General features: G+C 56.6%; 20 protein-coding genes. 11 read left to right on the top strand and 9 right to left on the bottom strand.

Going from position 1 to position 19,463, the window contains the following annotated elements:
• The first annotated feature begins 292 nt into the window (after nucleotides 1-292).
• From aas to RFN81_RS14165, 3 genes are read left to right on the top strand one after another with little or no spacing between them, the layout of a single operon-like run.
• Nucleotides 293-2,464: a bifunctional acyl-ACP--phospholipid O-acyltransferase/long-chain-fatty-acid--ACP ligase gene (gene aas / locus RFN81_RS14175; RefSeq protein WP_264496435.1), complete on the top strand. Its 2,172-nt coding sequence runs from the start codon at nucleotides 293-295 to the stop codon at nucleotides 2,462-2,464.
• A complete protein-coding gene (gene lplT / locus RFN81_RS14170) occupies nucleotides 2,461-3,684 on the top strand; it encodes a lysophospholipid transporter LplT (protein ID WP_264496434.1) in 1,224 nt (407 codons plus the stop codon). Before aas ends, lplT begins: the two co-directional genes overlap by 4 nt.
• A 20-nt stretch (nucleotides 3,685-3,704) precedes the next feature.
• Nucleotides 3,705-4,160: a GNAT family N-acetyltransferase gene (locus RFN81_RS14165; RefSeq protein WP_264498988.1), complete on the top strand. Its 456-nt coding sequence runs from the start codon at nucleotides 3,705-3,707 to the stop codon at nucleotides 4,158-4,160.
• 120 nt (nucleotides 4,161-4,280) lie between these two features.
• Here RFN81_RS14165 and RFN81_RS14160 read toward each other — a convergent pair whose 3' ends face one another.
• Complete coding sequence (locus RFN81_RS14160; RefSeq protein WP_264496433.1) at nucleotides 4,281-5,201, bottom strand: AraC family transcriptional regulator; 921 nt, start codon at nucleotides 5,199-5,201, stop codon at nucleotides 4,281-4,283.
• A gap of 104 nt (nucleotides 5,202-5,305) precedes the next feature.
• Between RFN81_RS14160 and RFN81_RS14155 the strand changes: the two genes are divergently transcribed.
• Nucleotides 5,306-6,139, top strand: coding sequence for an oxidoreductase (locus RFN81_RS14155; protein ID WP_264496432.1), 834 nt, complete (start codon nucleotides 5,306-5,308; stop codon nucleotides 6,137-6,139).
• Nucleotides 6,140-6,423: 284 nt separating this feature from the next.
• Here RFN81_RS14155 and hemW read toward each other — a convergent pair whose 3' ends face one another.
• The 6 genes from hemW to RFN81_RS14125 form a co-directional block, all read right to left on the bottom strand.
• Nucleotides 6,424-7,566, bottom strand: coding sequence for a radical SAM family heme chaperone HemW (gene hemW, locus RFN81_RS14150; RefSeq protein WP_264496431.1), 1,143 nt, complete (start codon nucleotides 7,564-7,566; stop codon nucleotides 6,424-6,426).
• Nucleotides 7,559-8,152 (bottom strand): XTP/dITP diphosphatase, encoded by a 594-nt coding sequence (locus RFN81_RS14145; RefSeq protein ID WP_264496430.1) that lies wholly within the window; start codon nucleotides 8,150-8,152, stop codon nucleotides 7,559-7,561. Before RFN81_RS14145 ends, hemW begins: the two co-directional genes overlap by 8 nt.
• Nucleotides 8,153-8,169: 17 nt before the next feature.
• Nucleotides 8,170-8,460, bottom strand: a complete 291-nt coding sequence (gene yggU / locus RFN81_RS14140) for a DUF167 family protein YggU (protein WP_264496429.1) — start codon at nucleotides 8,458-8,460, stop codon at nucleotides 8,170-8,172.
• Entirely contained in the window at nucleotides 8,457-9,011 is a 555-nt protein-coding gene (locus tag RFN81_RS14135; RefSeq protein WP_264496428.1) for a YggT family protein, read from the bottom strand. The genes yggU and RFN81_RS14135 overlap by 4 nt, the downstream gene beginning before the upstream one ends.
• Nucleotides 9,012-9,056: 45 nt before the next feature.
• Nucleotides 9,057-9,878 (bottom strand): pyrroline-5-carboxylate reductase, encoded by an 822-nt coding sequence (gene proC / locus RFN81_RS14130; RefSeq protein ID WP_264496427.1) that lies wholly within the window; start codon nucleotides 9,876-9,878, stop codon nucleotides 9,057-9,059.
• Nucleotides 9,879-9,957: 79 nt separating this feature from the next.
• A complete protein-coding gene (locus RFN81_RS14125) occupies nucleotides 9,958-10,674 on the bottom strand; it encodes a YggS family pyridoxal phosphate-dependent enzyme (RefSeq protein WP_264496426.1) in 717 nt (238 codons plus the stop codon).
• A 21-nt stretch (nucleotides 10,675-10,695) separates the two neighbouring features.
• Here RFN81_RS14125 and RFN81_RS14120 point away from each other — a divergent pair, with 21 nt between their 5' ends.
• On the top strand, nucleotides 10,696-11,691 hold the full coding sequence (locus RFN81_RS14120; RefSeq protein ID WP_264496425.1) for a type IV pilus twitching motility protein PilT: 996 nt from the start codon (nucleotides 10,696-10,698) through the stop codon (nucleotides 11,689-11,691).
• A gap of 98 nt (nucleotides 11,692-11,789) precedes the next feature.
• On the opposite strand, the gene RFN81_RS14115 is transcribed toward RFN81_RS14120, so the two are convergent.
• Nucleotides 11,790-12,575 (bottom strand): SDR family oxidoreductase, encoded by a 786-nt coding sequence (locus tag RFN81_RS14115; protein ID WP_264496424.1) that lies wholly within the window; start codon nucleotides 12,573-12,575, stop codon nucleotides 11,790-11,792.
• A gap of 51 nt (nucleotides 12,576-12,626) precedes the next feature.
• Nucleotides 12,627-13,523, bottom strand: coding sequence for a GntR family transcriptional regulator (locus tag RFN81_RS14110; protein WP_264496423.1), 897 nt, complete (start codon nucleotides 13,521-13,523; stop codon nucleotides 12,627-12,629).
• Between the two features lie 190 nt (nucleotides 13,524-13,713).
• Between RFN81_RS14110 and RFN81_RS14105 the strand changes: the two genes are divergently transcribed.
• From RFN81_RS14105 to RFN81_RS14080, 6 genes are read left to right on the top strand one after another with little or no spacing between them, the layout of a single operon-like run.
• Nucleotides 13,714-14,526, top strand: coding sequence for an ABC transporter substrate-binding protein (locus tag RFN81_RS14105; RefSeq protein WP_264496422.1), 813 nt, complete (start codon nucleotides 13,714-13,716; stop codon nucleotides 14,524-14,526).
• Between the two features lie 28 nt (nucleotides 14,527-14,554).
• Nucleotides 14,555-15,280: an amino acid ABC transporter permease gene (locus RFN81_RS14100; RefSeq protein ID WP_264496421.1), complete on the top strand. Its 726-nt coding sequence runs from the start codon at nucleotides 14,555-14,557 to the stop codon at nucleotides 15,278-15,280.
• Complete coding sequence (locus RFN81_RS14095; RefSeq protein WP_264496420.1) at nucleotides 15,277-16,017, top strand: amino acid ABC transporter ATP-binding protein; 741 nt, start codon at nucleotides 15,277-15,279, stop codon at nucleotides 16,015-16,017. Before RFN81_RS14100 ends, RFN81_RS14095 begins: the two co-directional genes overlap by 4 nt.
• Nucleotides 16,018-16,030: 13 nt before the next feature.
• Entirely contained in the window at nucleotides 16,031-17,206 is a 1,176-nt protein-coding gene (locus RFN81_RS14090; protein WP_264496419.1) for a M20 family metallopeptidase, read from the top strand.
• Complete coding sequence (locus RFN81_RS14085; RefSeq protein ID WP_264496418.1) at nucleotides 17,203-18,303, top strand: mandelate racemase/muconate lactonizing enzyme family protein; 1,101 nt, start codon at nucleotides 17,203-17,205, stop codon at nucleotides 18,301-18,303. The genes RFN81_RS14090 and RFN81_RS14085 overlap by 4 nt, the downstream gene beginning before the upstream one ends.
• Entirely contained in the window at nucleotides 18,290-19,459 is a 1,170-nt protein-coding gene (locus RFN81_RS14080) for a M24 family metallopeptidase (protein ID WP_264496417.1), read from the top strand. The genes RFN81_RS14085 and RFN81_RS14080 overlap by 14 nt, the downstream gene beginning before the upstream one ends.
• The last annotated feature ends 4 nt before the right edge of the window (nucleotides 19,460-19,463 follow it).

Here is a 19,463-nt window from a genome sequence, read left to right as displayed (position 1 = left end):
CTCTAGAGTAGGTAGTCCCAGAGGTATTGATTGGTGATGTATCGATGTGCTCTGTGCATTGAAACCATTTGATTACACCAACCTACGCGGATGCGTAGGTTTTTTTTTGCCAATTTTCCGCGTTCATCTGTTTTCTCCTCCGACGGTTATGCTGGTGATGGTGCCGAAGTGATGCTTTACGCTATGCTGTTTTATGGTCACTTGAAGTCTGATGTGTATATAGTATTTTGGCGTATCGCTAGGGCATTCTGCGCGTTGCAGGTTGCTCGTTTATCTGTCATTGGGAGAAGACATGATTTATACCCTGTTACGTTGGGTGTTCCAGCATCTGTACCGCATCCGGATTGAAGGCGACAGAAGCCAGTTTCAACACGCTAAATTACTCATCACGCCCAACCATGTTTCTTTTCTGGATGGCGTCTTGCTGGCATTGTTCTTGCCGATAAAACCGGTGTTCGCCGTGTACTCGTCCATTTCCGATCGCTGGTTTATGCGCTGGTTGAAACCCTATATCGATTTTGTACCGTTGGATCCCACCAAGCCTTTGGCGATTAAAGCGTTGATTAAAATGATCGAGCGGGGTCAGCCTGTCGTGGTGTTTCCGGAAGGGCGTATCAGCGTCACCGGATCGCTGATGAAGATTTACAGCGGCGCGGCGTTTGTCGCGGCGAAATCCGGGGCGACGATTATCCCGGTGCGCATTGACGGCGCGGAATTTACGCTATTTGGTCGGCTGGCGGGCATCGTTAAACGTCGCTGTTTTCCCCCGATATCCATCGCTTTTTTGCCCCCGACGACGTTGCCGATGCCACAAGCCGACAGCGCCAGAGCGCGGCGGGAGCTGGCCGGCGAGCGGTTACGCCAGATAATGATGAAGGCGCGGATGGATACCCGTCCGTCACATACGTTGTATCAGGCATTTCTGGCGGCGAGAGCCCGCTACGGGCGGCATTCTGCCAGCATTGCCGATGTTTCATTCAACGAAGACAGCTATCAAGGCTTATTGAAAAAATCGCTCGGCGTGTCGCGCATTTTGCAGCGTTTTACCCGTGCCGATGAACATGTCGGCATGCTTTTGCCCAATGCTACGATTACCGCGGCGTCCATTCTGGGCGCCTCGCTGCGTAACCGCGTTCCCGCCATGCTGAACTACACCGCAGGCGCGAAAGGCTTACAAAGCGCAATGAAAGCGGCAGGGATTAAAACGATCGTGACATCCCGTCAGTTCCTTGAAAAGGGTAAATTGACCGATTTGCCAAAACAGGTGAGCGAGGCTAACTGGGTCTATCTCGAAGATCTGAAAGATACCGTGACGCTGGCGGATAAGCTGTGGATCCTGTTTCATCTCCTGTTTCCAGCCCGCGCGATGCTGCCGCAGAAGCCTGATGATGCCGCTATCATCCTCTTTACCTCCGGTTCTGAGGGGCATCCGAAAGGCGTGGTGCATTCCCATGACAGCCTGCTGGCGAATGTCGAGCAAATTCGCACCGTAGCGGATTTTACGCCGCGCGATCGTTTTATGTCCGCGCTACCCTTGTTTCATGCCTTCGGTCTGACGGTTGGGCTGATCACGCCACTGATGACCGGCGCTCGTGTATTCCTTTACCCCAGTCCGCTACATTATCGCATCGTGCCGGAGTTGGTTTACGACCAAAACTGCACCGTGCTGTTTGGCACCTCGACGTTTTTAGGCAACTACGCGCGCTTTGCGCACCCGTATGATTTCGCTCGATTGCGCTATGTGGTGGCCGGGGCGGAGAAACTGTCTGAGGCGACGCGTCAGATCTGGCAGGATAAATTTGGCATTCGTATCCTCGAAGGCTATGGCGTGACCGAGTGTGCCCCCGTGGTGGCGATCAACGTGCCGATGGCGACGAAAATCCATTCGGTCGGTCAGTTGTTGCCGGAAATAGAATCGCGGCTGATCGCCGTGCCGGGCATTACGCACGGGGGACGCCTGCAACTGCGTGGGCCGAATATCATGAAAGGCTACTTGCGGGTAGAAAACCCCGGCGTGCTGGAAGCGCCAGCGGCAGAAAACGCGCAGGGGGAATTACAACCCGGTTGGTATGACACCGGCGACATTGTCGAACTGGATGACAACGGGTTTTGTACCATCATTGGCCGCGTTAAACGTTTTGCCAAGCTGGCTGGGGAGATGGTTTCGCTCGAAACGGTGGAACAGTTGGCGGTGAAGGTTTCGCCGCAGGCGCAGCACGCCTCCAGCGCCAAAAGCGATGCCAGCAAGGGCGAAGCCTTAGTGCTGTTTACCACCGACGGCCAGCTAACCCGCGATAAGTTGCTGGCTGAGGCCAGGCGGAGCGGCATGCCGGAACTGGCGGTGCCGCGTGATATTCGCCATGTGAAAGCCTTACCGTTACTCGGCAGCGGCAAGCCTGACTTTGTTACGCTGCGCCAGATGGCGGAGCAGCCTACCGCCCACGTATCGGAGCCGAGCGCATGACCTCACAGACCGAACCTACCACGCCGTTGCTCTCGCGCAGTATGAGCGCGGTCATCATCGCGCAGTTCTTCTCCGCGTTTGGCGATAATGCGCTGCTGTTTGCCACGTTAGCGCTCATCAAACAACTGGTGTATCCCGACTGGAGCCAACCCGTTTTACAGATGGGGTTCGTGGCGGCATATATCATTCTGGCGCCGTTTGTCGGGCAAATTGCGGATAGCTTCGCCAAAGGGCGGGTGATGATGTTCGCCAATACGTTGAAACTCGCGGGGGCGCTAGTGATTTGCCTGGGCGGAAATCCGTTTATGGGGTACACGCTGGTAGGAATGGGCGCCGCAGCCTATTCTCCCGCCAAGTACGGCATTTTGGGGGAGATTACCCGCGGCGATCAACTTGTCAAAGCCAATGGACTGATGGAGGCATCGACCATCGCCGCCATTCTGACCGGTTCAGTCGCGGGTGGCGTACTGGCAGACTGGAACATCTATGGGGCGCTGTTGGTTTGCGCGGTGGCTTACGGCATCGCGCTGGGGGCGAACCTGCTAATCCCGCGCCTGAGCGCGGCACGTCCGGGGCAGCCGTGGCATCCGGCGCTGATGGCGGGCAGCTTCTTTTCCGCCTGTCGGGTGCTATGGCGCGATGGCGATGCCCGACTCTCGCTGGTTGGCACCAGCCTGTTCTGGGGCGCGGGCGTGACGCTGCGTTTTCTACTGGTGCTGTGGGTGCCGCAGGCGCTGGGGATTACGGACAATGCGACGCCGACATTGCTTAACGCGATGGTGGCCGTGGGCATCGTAGTGGGCGCGGGTGCCGCCGGGCGGCTGGTGACGCTCGATAGCGTGCGGCGTTGTTTGCCCGCCGGTTTTTTGATCGGTGTGGTGGTGGTGATTTTCACGCTTCAACATAATCTGATCGGCGCCTATTGTCTGCTGGTTCTGCTTGGTGCCCTCGGCGGTTTTTTCATCGTTCCGCTGAATGCGCTGTTACAGGAACGCGGGAAAGCCAGTGTCGGTGCCGGGAATGCGATTGCGGTGCAGAATCTGGGCGAGAACGGCGCGATGCTGTTAATGCTGGGGCTGTATTCTCTGGTCGTGAAGCTGGGCGTCTCGGTGATCGGCATTGGTATCGGTTTTGGCGCGTTGTTTGCGTTGGCGATTGCGCTACTGTGGGGTTGGCTGCTTTGGACTCAGCGCCGCGCCAATGCGACGGGAAAAGTATAAACGAATAGGGCTGGGGAATGATGAGTCTGATATGGCATGACTGGGATGTGGCAGATCTTAATGTGTATTCACTGCATGACATATTGTCGCTACGCGCTCAGGTCTTTGTGGTTGAGCAAAAGTGCCCTTATCTGGATATTGATGGCCGTGATTTGGTGGAGGGTAATCGCCATATTGCTGCCTATCAGGATGGCAAACTGGTCGCGTACGCCCGCCTACTCGCGCCTCGCCCGCACCATGATGTCGTAACGATTGGCCGCGTGATCGTTGCGCCTCCTGTCAGAGGGCAACATCTGGGGCATCACCTGATGGAACACGCGCTCATCGCCTGCGCCCGCCACTGGCCGCAAAAGCCGCGTTTTTTGTCGGCTCAGGCGCATTTACAGGCGTTCTATGGCGCGTTCGATTTTGTGGCGACCGGCGAGGAATACGACGAAGATGGCATTCCGCATATTGATATGCTGTTGACGCGCTGAGGGGGGATTGCGTGTGCATCGCAAGGAATAGATGCTACTGCGCAAATTTAGCCGGTTTTTTGTTGCTTTGTGATGAGTTAGCCGGCTGCTTGAGAAATTTTGCTACCCAGTTTCTGTACATCAATGTGATGAAACAAATAGCGACGCTTGCTGCGCAGGCGGAACGGCGAAGTCACGCTGCATTCGTTTCACCTCCTCTGCGGGTGGCAAACCAAACAGGCGTTTGAACTCGCGATTAAATTGCGACGGACTTTCATAGCCGACGGCATAACTCGCGGCGGCGGCAGTGGTCTGCTGACGCACCATCAGCATCCGCGCCTGGTGCAGACGTACCGATTTGACATATTGCATCGGCGGCATCTGGGTTATCGCCTTAAAATGGCTGTGAAACGTCGGCACACTCATTCCGGATTCCATCGCAAGTTGCTTCAGCGTTAACGGCTCAGCGTAAGTGGCATGGATGCGCTGTAGCACTTTGCCGATTTTGCCAAACTGCCCCCGCAAGGTCAGCGCGGCGCGCATTGCATTGCCCTGTGCGCCCGTTAATACGCGGAAATAAAGCTCACGCACCCGCGCAGGACCGAGGATCGCCGCTTCAAGCGGATTATTCAGGACTTCGAGCAAGCGTAGTACGGTCGTTTTTATCGCGTCGTCCATTGGGCTCGACATCATACTTTGCGGCGCGGCAGGAGGATGTCGGTTGCCGTGCTGTTCAATCTGCAACATCAGTTCAGCGGCCAACTGAAAATCCAGATGCATATAAATCGCCAGCAACGGATGTTCTGCGGACGCATCGGTTTCCATCACAAACGGCACCGGCACCGAGACCGCCAGGTAGTGCTGTTCATCATATAAATAGGTCTGCTGACCAAAATAGCCACGTTTGCTGCCCTGACAGACAATTACAATCCCTGGATCATAAAGCACAGGCGTTTTGGCAAGGGGACGATCGGATCGCAAAATGCGCACATCAGGCAACGCAGTAAGGTTGTATCCCTCCTGCACCGCAAGTGCTTTAACTAAGTTAATCATCTCGGACATCACAGTACCTCATAAAATCAGGCAATAAAAAGAGAAGATTCGGCCTAAAAATGTGGCGGTTCATAGAATACCATGCAACCTCACTGTTCAATGGAGTTCTTTTTATGACATCTGCAAAAACGATTTTAATCACCGGCGTCAGCAGCGGCTTTGGTCGCGCACTGGCACAGGAAGCTCTCGCCACAGGCCATCGGGTCATTGGTACCGTGCGCAACCGCGAAGCACTGCAGGCTTTCGAGGCACTTAATGCGCAACGGGCTTTCGGTCGCCTGCTTGATATCACGGACTTTGAGCATATTAATGAGGTGGTTGCGGAGATTGAGTCTACCGTCGGTCCGGTTGATGTGCTGGTGAACAATGCCGGTTACGGCCATGAAGGCATAATGGAAGAATCCTCGCTCGCAGAGATGCGCCGCCAGTTTGACGTCAATGTGTTTGGCGCAGTGGCGATGATCAAAGCCGTGCTACCGGGTATGCGCCAGCGTCGTCACGGTCATATTATTAATATTACCTCGATGGGCGGTTTCATTACCATGCCGGGTATCAGCTATTACTGCGGCAGCAAATTTGCACTGGAAGGGATATCAGAAACGTTAAGCAAAGAACTTGCCCCGTTCAACATCCACGTGACCGCCGTAGCACCAGGCTCGTTTCGCACCGACTGGGCCGGACGATCGATGGTACGCAGCGCTCGCAGCATTCCAGACTACGACGCTTTATTTGAGCCGATTCGTCAGGCTCGTGAAGAAAAAAGCGGTAAGCAACTCGGCGATCCCGTTAAGGCCGCACACGCCATGTTGGCAATGATTGAGAGTCAAAACCCACCAAAGCATTTATTGTTAGGCAGTGATGCATTAAGTTTAGTACGGCAAAAGCTCACGGAATTAGGTAAGGAAATAGAACAATGGGAAGACGTAACACGTTCAACGGATGGCTAATCCGCTGCCGAGACTGAACGCGGAGCGGTGAAGCCAACTTCCGCCCCCCGCTCATGCCTTCGGTACTCAGATGTAAGATTTGTTCTTATCAGAAAGAAGCCTGTGGCGTACTTAACGATGACATCGTCGTTCCGCACAAGGAAAAAGGATTTTCACGCCGCGGGCAAACGGCGCGTGATGGAAAAGGGATGCGGCTCGACATAAGCGCTGTAAGCGTTGCAAAAGGAGAGATAGGGTGGGACGTAATGGGCAGGTTTTCTGTGATAAACCCGCCCACAGAATGATTATGCTTCTTCCGCCAGAAACAGCTCCAGCAGGGAATTGAGAAACAGTTTCCCGTGTTCGGTGATTTGCCAGTGCGTAGCGGTTTCCGTCAGATAGCCTTGCGCCAGCGCCTGATCTAACTGCGGACGGATGCCGTGTTCTTCCAGACCGGTGTACGCCGTGAAATCCGCGCGTGGCGCGGCTTCCAGCAGACGAAAGCGGTTCATGAAGAACTCAAAAGGCCGATCGTGGTTAGCAACGTTGTGCTGTCTATCCAGATAGGTGCCGCGCATATAGCCGCGCGGATGGCGGACTTTCACCGTGCGTAGGATGCGGCCGTCACGAAAGGTCAGCTTGCCGTGCGCCCCGCAGCCAATCCCCAGATAATCGCCGAAGCGCCAGTAATTCAGGTTGTGCTGACACTGATAGCCCGGTTTGGCATAGGCGGAGGTTTCGTATTGCTGGTAACCGGCGGCGCTCAGTAGCGCGTGGCCCTGCTCGTAGATGTCCCACAGCGCGTCGTCATCCGGCAGCGTCGGCGGACGTGAACTAAACAGCGTATTGGGTTCGATGGTGAGCTGATACCACGATAAATGCGGTGGATCGAGCGCAATGGCCTGGCGCAAATCATCCAGCGCGTTGTCCAGCGATTGATCCGGCAGACCGTGCATCAAGTCCAGATTAAAACTGCGCAATTGTAGTCCGCTGGCCAACTGTGCCGCGCGTCTGGCCTCGTCCAGGCCGTGAATCCGTCCTAAACGCGTCAGCTTTTGTGGATCGAAACTCTGCACGCCGATGGATATACGGTTAATGCCTGCACGTTGATAGCCGCTGAAACGATCGGCTTCAACCGTACCGGGATTGGCTTCCATCGTCATTTCGGCATCCGGCGTTAGCGGAATTCTTGCCCGAACGCCGTCGAGCAGCGCCTGCATGGCTTCCGCGCTCAACAGGCTGGGCGTGCCGCCACCGATAAAGATCGAGTGCAGGGCACGATCGCTCGCCAGCGGTAAATCGGCATCCAGATCCGCCAATAGATGATCGACATATTCCTGATGCGGCACGTCGCCTTTTAGCGCGTGAGAGTTAAAATCGCAGTACGGACATTTCTGTACGCACCACGGAATATGGATGTACAGGCTGAGCGGGGGCAGCTTAAGCATTGCGTAGCGCGTCCAGCAGCAAACGTAGCGCCCGACCGCGATGGGAGTGCGCGTTCTTCTCTTCTCGCGTTAGTTCTGCCGCCGTTTTACCCAGCTCAGGCACGAAGAAGATAGGATCATAGCCGAAGCCGCCGCTGCCCGCTGCTTCATGCGTCAGCACGCCCTGCCAGCTACCGTGGCAGACAATCGGCGTTGGGTCTTGCGCATGGCGCAGATACACCAGAACGCAGTGGAAGCTGGCACGGCGTTGTTCATCCGGTATGTCTTTTAGAGTCTGCAACAGCTTATCCAGATTTTGCTGGTCGCTGGCATCCGCGCCCGCGTAGCGTGCGGAATAAATGCCCGGCGCGCCGTCCAGCGCATCGACAGCCAGACCAGAATCATCGGCTATTGCCGGTAGCCCGGTGATTTGCGCCGCATGGCGGGCTTTCAGGATGGCGTTTTCGATGAAGGTCAGGCCGGTTTCGTCGGCAGAATCCACGCCCAGTTCGGTCTGCGCCACAATATCCAGACCGAAATCGGCCAGCAAGCTGGCGAGCTCACGCACTTTACCGGGGTTTCCGGTAGCCAAAACCACTTTTTGCATCGTCATATCCTGCGTGTTTATTCAATGAGGTCCGCGACGTCAGCCGGGATGTGTTGCGGATGGGTGATTCTAATCTGCTTATGCCGTCCGAGTTCGCCTTTTTCAATCACGACCAGGCTTTTGGCGACCCGAAACTGTTTAGCGAGAAATTTGGTCAGATGGGCATTAGCCTGACCGTCCACCGGCGGAGCGGTAATGGCGACTTTTAGCTCGTCGCCATGCAGGCCCACGATCTGATCCCGGCTGGCCTTCGGCTGAATATACAGCCGAATCACCAGCGCGTCGCCGTGGCGGGTAATGGCACTCACAGCAGGAACCATAGCCCCGGAAACAGATCCATGCCCAAATAGTTGAGCATATACAGAATCAGGATGACGGCCATCGCCGAAAAATCAATCCCGCCCATCACCGGAATAATACGACGGATCGGCGCCATGAGCGGTTCGGTCAACTGATGCAGCAGATATTCGATGGGGCTACGGCCCTGACTAACCCAGCTCATGATGGAGCGGATGATGATGACCCAGAAGACTAAATAGCCGGCGGATTTAATCAGCGAAATGAAACCGACTAGCAGGTTCATCGGGCTCAGGGAAATCGCACCCACCTGAATCAACAACAGTAACGGGTATTTAATCGTGGTGAGGATAAAGGCCAGCAACAGCGACGCGCTGTCAATCGGCCCTAGCGAGGGCAGAATGCGGCGCAATGGCCCCACAATCGGCTGGGTGATCTTGACCACGAACTGCGACAGCGGATTATAGAAATCACTGCGAGACCACTGCATCCAGATACGTAGCAGCAGCACCATTACGTAGAGGTCGATCAGCGTTTTGACCAGAAAAGTCAGGGTGAGCATAAGTACGTCTTTTCCTTATATGATAAAAAGGTGAACCTGAGTGCGTTAAAAAAGCGTTTCCATTTCCTGTGCGCGGGTAATCGCTGCCTGCATGGCTTCGGCTACGGTTTGCGTCAACTGACGTTCATTAAATACCCGCAGCGCTTCCGCCGTGGTGCCGCCTTTGGACGTGACATTTTCTCGCAGGGTCGACAGCGGCGTACCGGGATTGGCCTCCACCAACGCGGCAGCGCCCGACGCGGCCTGTTGCACCAGCAGGCGCGCCGTTGCCTCATCAACTCCCTGACGAATCGCTTCTTGCTGCATGGCTTCCATGAACAGGAAGAAATAGGCCGGTGCACTGCCTGCCGCCGCAATCACATTATTAATCCCGGATTCGCTTTCCACCCAGCAAGTTTTACCTACGCTCTGCATTAACTGAGCGGTGAAATCTTTATCTGCCTGGCTGACGGACGGCGGAGCATACAGGCCGCTCATGCCTTTTCCCACCAGGGAAGGTGTGTTGGGCATAATGCGTACGATATTGAGCGGTTCGCCTAGCAGCGCCTGAAAACGCGCGATGTTAACGCCCGCGGCAATCGACAGCACCAGTTTACCGGAGAAGTCGACGTGCTCACGGAGGGGCGCGCAAACCGTTGCCATCATCTGGGGTTTTACGGCTAAAACAATAACATCAGCTTCCTGCGCGTTGCGGACATTGTCCGCGCTGCCGATCACGCCGTATTGTGCAGCCAGCGCATCACGGTTTTTATTTGAAGGCGCGCAGACGCTAATGTGGGTAGCGGGGTAACCGCCGTTAACTAATCCGGCGATAATGGCCTGGGCCATGTTTCCGGCACCAATAAACGCTATTTTACGTTGCTGCATCTGCATCCTCGTTGCTCATCGGGTTATCAAATATGTGGCACCGCTCACTGAGTACTGTGCTGTTTTACCTATTCACGGATTATTGAGACGCGTTTGCCGCATAGTCCCGCGCGCCGAAGATTGCCGTACCGATACGTACCAGTGTACTACCTGCGGTAATCGCCGCGCGCATGTCGTCCGTCATCCCCATAGAGAGTGTATCAATATGCGGATAAGTTGCGGACAGTGTTTGGAACAATGCCGCCATTTTTCTGAAAACCGCAAGCTGCTGTGCAAAGTCGGTTTCCGGCGCAGGAATAGCCATTAATCCGCGCAGGCGTAAATTGGGCAAGACGGCGACGCTGGCGGCCAGTTCCGAGAGTTCTTCAGCCTTAATGCCTGATTTACTCGCTTCGTTGCTGATATTAATTTGCAATAGCACATTCAAGGGCGACAAGTGGGGCGGGCGCTGCTCGCTCAAACGCTGGGCAATACGCAGGCGATCTACGGTGTGGAACCAGTCAAAGTTTTCCGCCACCAGACGACTTTTATTCGACTGTAATGGGCCGATAAAGTGCCATTCCAACCGCATATCCGGGTGATGCGCCCGGAAATAATGGATCTTCTCCACGCCTTCCTGAACATAATTCTCGCCGAACGCACGTTGCCCTGCCGCGATGGCTTCTTCGATCGCGCTCACCGGTTTGGTTTTACTGACTGCAAGTAGCCTAATGTCTTCTGGTGCCCGCGCGCAATGTGCTGCGGCGGTAGCGATTTGTTGTCGAATGTCCTGTAGATTCTGCTGGATTGTCGTCATGGTTATTCAGGAGGTTAATCTATGGAGTTGGATGAATGGGTGGCCCGTAGTGTAAAGCATAATGCCTCGGATCTGCACCTTTGTAGCGGTCACCCGCCAGTGATACGTGTCGATGGGCGGCTACAGCCGGAAAATACCTTACCACGTTTAACGTCGGAACAGGTGACACAATGGTGTCACGCCTGGCTCGAACCGACGCAGAGGGAACAACTGCGGCAGTCTGGTCAGGTTGATGGCGCACTGATGCTGCCCGATGGGCAACGGTTGCGGGTGAATGTATTTCGCCAGCGGGAAGGGCTGTCCGCGGCGCTGCGCATCATTCCGTCCGTTCAACCGTCACTGGATGCGCTGCATGCGCCACGGGTTCTGTCATCGCTATTGGAGAAACCGAACGGCTTGATTTTGATTACCGGTGCGACGGGGAGTGGTAAATCCACAACGCTGGCGGCCATGATCGGAGCGTTAAACGACAGTCACGATCGCCATGTGATCACGCTGGAGGATCCGATCGAGTTTATGCATGAGAGTCGACGCTGCCTGATTCAGCAGCGCGAGATGGGTACGCACAGCGTATCGTTTGCACAGGCGCTACGGGCGGCACTAAGGGAAGATCCTGATGTCATTCTGTTAGGTGAACTGCGTGATAAGGAAACGATCCGGTTAGCATTAACGGCGGCGGAGACGGGCCACTTAGTGCTATCGACGCTGCATACCCGCAGCGCAGCGCAGGCGATCGACCGCCTGATTGACGTTTTCCCCGGTGAAGAAAAAGGCTATGTTCGCAGCCAGTTGGCCTCCGGCTTACAGGCAGTGGTCACGCAAAAACTCTTGCCGATGGCGCAGGGCGGCCGAATCGCACTTTATGAAGTGCTGACGACAACGGTGGCCGTCAGCAACTTGATTCGAGAGGGGAAAACGCATCAACTTCCCGCCCTGATTCAGACCGGCGCGGCTGCGGGCATGCAAACGTTCGAACAGAGCTACCAGCAACGGTGCCAGTGTGGGCTATTACCGTAAGTAAAAAAGAAACCTGCCGTCCGATAACCGCCGCGTGAATGACGCAATATCGGCGAGCCGCACCAGTATTGACCGCGTCAACGCAGCCATACTCGTGGCTAGATAGCGTTTATCAATCCGCCATCCACTCTGATTACCGCGCCGGTAATATAGCTGGCCGGCTGGCTTGCCAAAAATGCAGCGACGGCGCCGTACTCCTGCGGTTCACCATAGCGCCCGGCCGGAATGCTCTGACGACTCTTTTCAGCGACCGCTTCCGCACTGCTGTTTTCCCGTTCCGCCTTGAGAGCATCCAAGTGACCGACGCGCTCCGTAGCGATGCGCCCCGGCACCATCACATTCACCGTCACGCCGTCGGCTGCCACTTCGCTGGCCAGGGTTTTTGACCAGCCGAGCAGGCTCATGCGCAGCGCATTCGACAGCGCCAGATTAGGAATGGGCGCGATCACGCCAGATGACGTGGTGGTGATAATGCGTCCCCAACCACGGCGGCGCATAGCGGGCAGCAGTTTATCGGTGAGGTGAATCAACGAGGCGACCATCACGGAAAATTGCTGTTGCCAGAGGGCGATATCCGTTCCCTGTGCCGTGGCAGGCGGTGGGCCACCGGAATTGTTCACCAAAATATCGATGTCGCCCCAGTGCTGGCGAATAGCATTAATCACGTTATCAAACTGCTCTGGGGCTGCCAGGTCGAGTTGCCAGGCGTGGGCTGAGCCACCCAGTTGGGTGATGCGTTCCACCGTGTGCGCCAGTTTTTCCGCGTTGCGGCCCGTGACCGCCACCTTCACCCCTTCCTGCGCCAGCGAAAGGGCAATCGCCTGCCCTAGACCACTACCGGCACCGCAGACCAGTGCCACACGTTGTTGTATCTGAAAATCCATAAGCGCTCCTGATTGTATTTTCAGAAGCAATATGTGCAAGAACGATGCCAGCTATCGGCGGGCGTTTTTAACATTGACCTGGTTAAACGCGCATTGCAGATGTGTTCTCATCAATTCCGCCGCCTGTTCCTGCTTATTTTCTCGCAGGGCATCGATGATAGCGACATGCTCTTCACACCACTCTTTTACCCGACGCTTATTGTGATAGCTACCAAACTCCAGTAGACGGCGCAGTCGATTTTGCTGCTGAATAGCCTGCAATACAAACAGGTTACCGCTGGCGTCTGCCAGTAACTCGTGGAAGGCCGCGTCGGTTTCGAAAATCTCTTTTGCCGGAACCCGCGTAATGTCCGGATGGGCGATGAGCCGCAGATGCTGGGCGCGCAGGCGCTTAAGCATCTGCCTGTCTACATGCAGGTTGGGCGTCAATAGTGCCGCCGGTTCAATCATCAGGCGAAAACCGTAGCTGTTACGCAGCGCCACATCGGAGTTTAGGGTTTGCAGGAAGCGCCAGCCGTGCCCCGCATTACGGGCAATCAGACCATCCTCCGATAGCTTCACCAGCGTGCGAGTCAGCACGCCGCGATCCACATCGTAGCGCTGGCTGATCTCGGTCTGGGTAAACGACTCTGGCAGCACGCCCGCAATACGGTCATGCACCAGTTGCTCATACAGCTTCTGGTCATTGCTCTTGGATTGCTCAATTTCCAACTGATCTAGCTCATCGCTACGTTTGAGCAAGAAAAAACCCTGATTAGGACGCGCTTCAACCGCCCCCAGACGGGTCAATTCTTTTAGTCCGGCCCGCACCGGCGTGCGCGAAACACCCAATGCATCGGCAAGATGTTGTTCACGTAAATGATAACCTGGATCGAATCTTGCTTCAGATATCAGGTCGAGTATTTGCCGGGCGATCCGGCGACTACTCGCAGTGGAGTCAGGCTGCATGGAAAAGGGTTCCCTGAAATGCATTATTGTGGTCGAAAGATACAATAGCACGGGCAACAAAACGCAGCAAAACAAAGCAAGGACTGCACGGTTAACGAGCAATACGCACCAATATGAGACATTTTTTTACATGTTAAATTGTATTTATTGACTCATTAAATTCAATTTGTGCCTTAACCAGGAGACGACAATGTCCAGCTATTCTTTACTGTTTCGCCACGTGCGCACCCTGATGTTCGCGCTGACCGCCCTCCCATTGGTAAGCCAGGCGGCGGTGGAAACCATCGCCCCCGGCAAACTGACCTACGGTACGGCGGCTACCTTTATGCCGTTTGAATTTGTGAAAGAGGGTAAGCTCACCGGCTTTGATATCGATCTGATTAACGCCTTGAGTAAGGAAGTCAATCTGACGCCTGTACCGATGCCAATGGAATTTAAAGGGCTCATTCCAGCATTACAGGGTAAACGTCTCGATATCATCAACTCCGCGATGTATGTCAACGCTACCCGTGCCGCACAGGTCGATTTTGTGCCCTACCTGAAAATCGGTAGTCGTGTGGTGGTGAAAAAAGGCAATCCGCAAAAAATCACCGGACGTGACCTGAGCCTGTGCGGCAAAAATATCGCCGTGACGCTGGGCGGGATCGAAGAAAGTCAGGCCCGGGCAGACAACCAGCGCTGTCTGGACGCCAAAAAACCGGCCATTAACGTGATGACCTTCCCGGCCGCCACCGACTCAGCCGTCGCCGTCGCTCAGGGCCGAGCGGATGCCGAGTTCCTTTCCACGCCGGGCACCGTCGCCCTGTTAACCGAAAAAGCAGGCATATTCGAAGCCGTAGGGGAGGAGTTCGAGGCCGATACCCACATCGCGTTTGCCGTGCGTAAAGGCGATACCGCTACCCACGCCCTGCTGGAGAAAGGTCTCCAGAGCCTCGTCAAAAATGGCACCTACCAGCAACTGATTGAGAAATGGAACTTCCCTGACTCCGTTGCCCTTTTCTAACCCGTTTTGCCATTAACCGGAGAAAGCTATGTCGATCGAATTAATGTGGCAGTACTTCCTCTCGCCTGGATTCATCCACGGGGCGTGGATGACGCTGCTTATTACGCTCTGCTCACTGTTGTGTGGCGTGGTACTGGGTCTGGTATTGGCGCTGTTGCAGGAAGCGCCATTCCGCGCCGGGAAGGGGCTGGCCTTTTTCTATCTGTGGTTGTTTCGCGGAACGCCAGTGTTATTCCAGATAATCTTTGTCTACAACGTGCTGCCAAGCTTCGGCTTACGTTTCTCCGCGTTTACCTGTGCCGTGTTGGCGCTTTCGCTCAATGAAGGCGCCTACATGGCGGAAATACTGCGCTCTGGCTTGCAGGCGGTGAAAAGCGGCCAGCGCACTGCCGGTATGGCGCTCGGCATGACCAACGGGCAGATCATGCGCAAGATCGTGCTGCCTCAGGCCGCGCGCATCGTGCTGCCGCCGATGGGTAACCAGATGATCAGCATGCTGAAATCGAGCGCGCTGGTCTCGGTGATCGCCGTTCAGGAACTGCTGCTGGTCGCCAACCAAACCGCCAGCGCCAGCTTCCGCTATTTCGAGGCGCTGTGCGCCGCGGGCATCTATTACCTGCTGCTCACGACGCTGTTCATGATTTTCCAGTCCTGGCTGGAAAGCGCGCTGGATCCCAAACAGCGTCGCGGCAAGGGCCAGATGCGACTGAGCCGCCTGTTTAAATTACCGAAAACCGCCCGGGAGGCACCATGAGCGAGAAACCGTTGCTGGAGATGATCGGCATTGATAAGACCTTTGGTCGCCAGACCGTGCTCAAGAATTGCTCTCTTGAGGTGCAAAAGGGTGAAACCGTGGTGCTGATTGGCCCCTCCGGTTCGGGCAAATCCACCCTGTTGCGCTGCGTCAACATGCTCTCGCCAGCCGACAGCGGCGACGTGTTCTTCGCCAGCCAGCACATCAGCCGGGGCGAAGTGCCGGTGCACAAACTACGTCAGCGCATTGGTATGGTGTTCCAAAACTACGAGCTGTTTTCGCACCTGACGGCGGCGGAAAACATCATGCTGGCCCCGATGACGGTGCTGGGAATGAACCGCATTGAGGCCCGCAAGCTGGCGGACAACCTGCTGGCGAAAGTGCGCATCAACGAACGCGCAGACCACTTTCCAGATGAACTTTCCGGCGGTCAGCAGCAGCGCGTGGCGATTGCCCGCGCCTTGGCGATGAAGCCCGAACTGATGCTCTACGACGAACCCACATCGGCGCTTGACCCGGAGATGATCCGCGAAGTGCTGGAAGTAATGGCAGAGCTCAGTGCAGAAGGGATGACCAGTATGGTGGTGACCCACGAGATGGGCTTCGCCCGCCGGGCCGCCAACAAAATTCTGTTTATGGAAGACGGCGAAATTATCGATCGCGCCAACACCAGTGATTTCTTCGCTGGCAATGTCAGTGAGCGCGCACAGCGCTTCCTGACGCAAATATTACATTAATCACGGAGTTCCTATGTCCAGTTACCAGGTTGACAGCGCACGCATGAAAAAGGACTTAGCGACGCTGGTTGCCATCAATACAGAAAACCCACCGGGCCATGAGCGGGAAGCCGCCGAGTGTCTGGAAGGCTGGCTGCTTACCGCCGGGTTCGATCTCTCTTTTAGCGAATACGCACCGGGGCGTACCAACGTTATCGCTGTCCTGCATAACGGGCCGGGGCCGTGTTTCGCCTTTAACACCCATATCGATACCGTGCCGGCGGGCAGCGGCTGGGCCAGCGATCCCTTTACGCTCACCGAACGCGATGGCCGCTTGTATGGGCGCGGCGCCTGCGATGCCAAAGGCCCGCTGGTGGCGATGGTGGAAGCCCTGCGCTGGCTGGCCGCTAACCGTCAGCGGTGGTCCGGCACCCTGATGGGGGTGTTCACCGCCGATGAAGAGGTCGCCAGCGAAGGGGCGAAATACTATGTGCGTGATAACCCACCGGCGATTGATTTCGCGGTGATTGGCGAGCCGACCTCGAATGCCACCTTCTCCGCCCATAAAGGCAGCCTGCGTCCGCGCGTGCGGGTCAAAGGCGTCACCGCGCACTCTGGCACGCCGGAGCTGGGGGTCAACGCGATTTACCAGTCCGCGCGTCTGCTGGGGCTGATCGAAGAGGCCCACTACCAGCAGGTGCGCTGTCGCTGCCACGAGCTGGTGGGCAACGCCAGCCTGACGGTGACGCGTATCCACGGCGGTCACGCGGACAACGTAGTGCCGGATAGCTGTGAACTGCTGCTCGACCGCCGCATGGTGCCGGGCGAAGACGAAGCGGTGGTTAAAGCCGAACTGCAACAGCTGCTCGACCATGCGCACGCTCACGCAGGTGTGGAAGCCGAAATTATCGCCTGGCAGCCTACCACCGGCGGCGCAACGCAAACCGACAGCAGCGAAGCCATTGTCGAGCAAAGCCTCGCCGCCTGCCGCCGGCACGGGCAGAGCGAACCCGGTCCGTTTGGTTTTCAGGGCGGCTGCGACCTGGTGCATTTCCGTTCGCTGGGTGCCAAAGGCGTGGTGATTGGCCCCGGTTCGCTGGCGGTGGCCCACAAACCGGACGAGTTTGTCCCCATTGATGAGTTTCTCGCCGCGGCGCATATCTACATTGATATTGCCCTCGCCATGTTGTCGCCGGAGTCTGGGTTATGAAAGCGCAGCTCTTTCGCGGCGACCTGCACTACGCCGGGGTGACGCTGCATACCGCCGCGTCTGGCGCGGTGACGGCGCTCGACACCCTCTGGCTGCGCCTGGAGGACCGGAGCGTGACGGGGATCGGCGAAGTGCGGCTCAACATTCGCTACCTGCATGGTTATAGCGAAGAGCAGGTGCTGCACAACCTGCTGGACATACTCACTAGCTGGGACTGGCATCAGGAACCTGCCGCACTGCTGGAGCGGGTGCATGCCCCTGACAGCACGCTGCTGGCCCCGTCGCGCATGGTGCTGGATATGGCGTTGCACGATCTTCTGTCCCGTCAGGAGGGGGTGAGCGTTGCCGCCTGGCTGGGAGCGCAAGTTGGCTTGCCCGCCTGGCACACTAATCAGACCCTGTTCTGGGGCAGCGAGACGCAGATGCTGGAACAGGCGCAGCGCTATGTTGACAGAGGTTTCACCCAGTTGAAGTTACGCACGGGGGTGGCGGATTTCGCCACCGACCTGGCTCGCTTGCAAAAATTGCGTCAGCGGTTTAGTCAGCAGATTTCGCTGGCGATTGACGTCAACGGCCAGTGGTCGCTGGCCCAAGCCCACGCGGCGTTTCCCCGTCTGCGCGAGCTGGACCTGAGCTATATCGAGCAGCCGCTTAGCCCGGCGAACGACAGCCAGCTGGCACAACTGTACGACTACGGCATCCCGGTCATGCTCGACGAAAGCCTTAACAGCGAGGCCGCCATTACCCGGCTGATCGCCGCCAACGGTGCGCTGTGGGGGCATCTCAAGCTGGTGAAGCTAGGCGGGATCGCCCCCACGCTCGCGGCAGCACAACGACTCAAAGCCGCAAGCGTGCCCTTTATGGTCGGCCAGATGAATGAAGGGCATGCTGCCACCGCCGCCGCGCTCCAGTTGTGCCGTGTGGTGCAACCGGCGTTTGCCGAACTGTATGGCGCCGATGGATTAACTGACGATCCGGTCAGCGGGCTGGAATACCGCAATGGTCGGGTCGCCGTCAACGATTCTCCCGGTCTGGGCGTGCAGTTCAATGCCGCGCGGGCCACCTTACTCCAGGAGTTTAGTGATGCAAGATGTTAACAATGTGATTCAGGGCAGTGAGTCCGCCTTTAGCGCCGACGAATATGCTCAACGCATGCGACGTACCCGTGAACGCTTAAGCAGCGCGGGCGTGGACGTCATGATTGTTACCGGGCCGGAAAATATCTTCTGGCTTACCGGTCAGCAAACACCGGGCTATTACACCTTTCAGGCGCTGTTACTGCCCGTAGAAGGGGAGCCGGTGTTTGTGATTCGCCAACTCGAATATTTTAACTTTATCGCCAACACCTTTATTTCTGACGCCGCCATCTACCAGGATGGCGACAACCCGGTGGATTTCCTGGTGGGCATGCTGCAACAGCGCGGCTGGCTCCACAAACGCATCGGGCTGGACAAACGCGGCTGGTTCCTGCCGATTGCCGTATATGAAGCCTTGCAGTCAAAACTCGGCGCGATTGCCGATACGGCAGGCGTCATTGAACCGCTGCGTGCGGTGAAATCGGCCGCTGAGGTGGAAAAAATCGCCACCGCCGCACGCTATGTGGATGCGGGGATGCGCGCTGGCATCACGGCGATTCGCTGCGGCGCGGACGAAAACGCGTTGGTTTCTGCGATGATGGGAGCCGCCATTGCCGCGGGTTCTGAGTATGTCGGCATGGAACCGCTGGTCTCCACCGGCCCGCGCAGCGGTGTGCCGCACGGCACCTGGCGCCGTCGAGTGATGCAGGATAACGATCCGGTATTTCTGGAGATGTCTGCCGCCCATGATCGCTACCACGCGGCCATGATGCGCTCCGCCTGGCTGGGCCGCCCGCCCGCTATCGCCATCGAAATGGAGAAAGTATGTCAGGAAGCCCTACAGGCCGCCCTCGACGCCATTCGTCCGGGCGCTACCTGCGAAGCGCCGCATCTGGCTTGCCAGAAGGTGATCGATCGCGCCGGGTTCACGGAAAATTTCAAAAAACGCACCGGCTACTCCATCGGCGTCGCCTTTGCGCCGGACTGGGGCGAAGGCGGCATTCTCAGCCTGTACAGCGGCGTCACCACCGAGCTGCAACCGGGCATGACTTTCCATATTCCCCCAGCCCTGCGCATTTACGGTCAATTCACCGTCGGCGTCAGTGAAACCGTGGTGGTGACTGAAACCGGATATCGCCAGTTAGGTTCCCTGGCTCGCCCATTAACCCTGCTGTAAGGAA

The sequence above is a fragment of the Pectobacterium cacticida genome (assembly GCF_036885195.1).
GTDB lineage: Bacteria > Pseudomonadota > Gammaproteobacteria > Enterobacterales > Enterobacteriaceae > Pectobacterium > Pectobacterium cacticida.
Note: the sequence above shows the minus strand (reverse complement) of the source record. Positions and strands in the feature narration are given on the sequence as shown.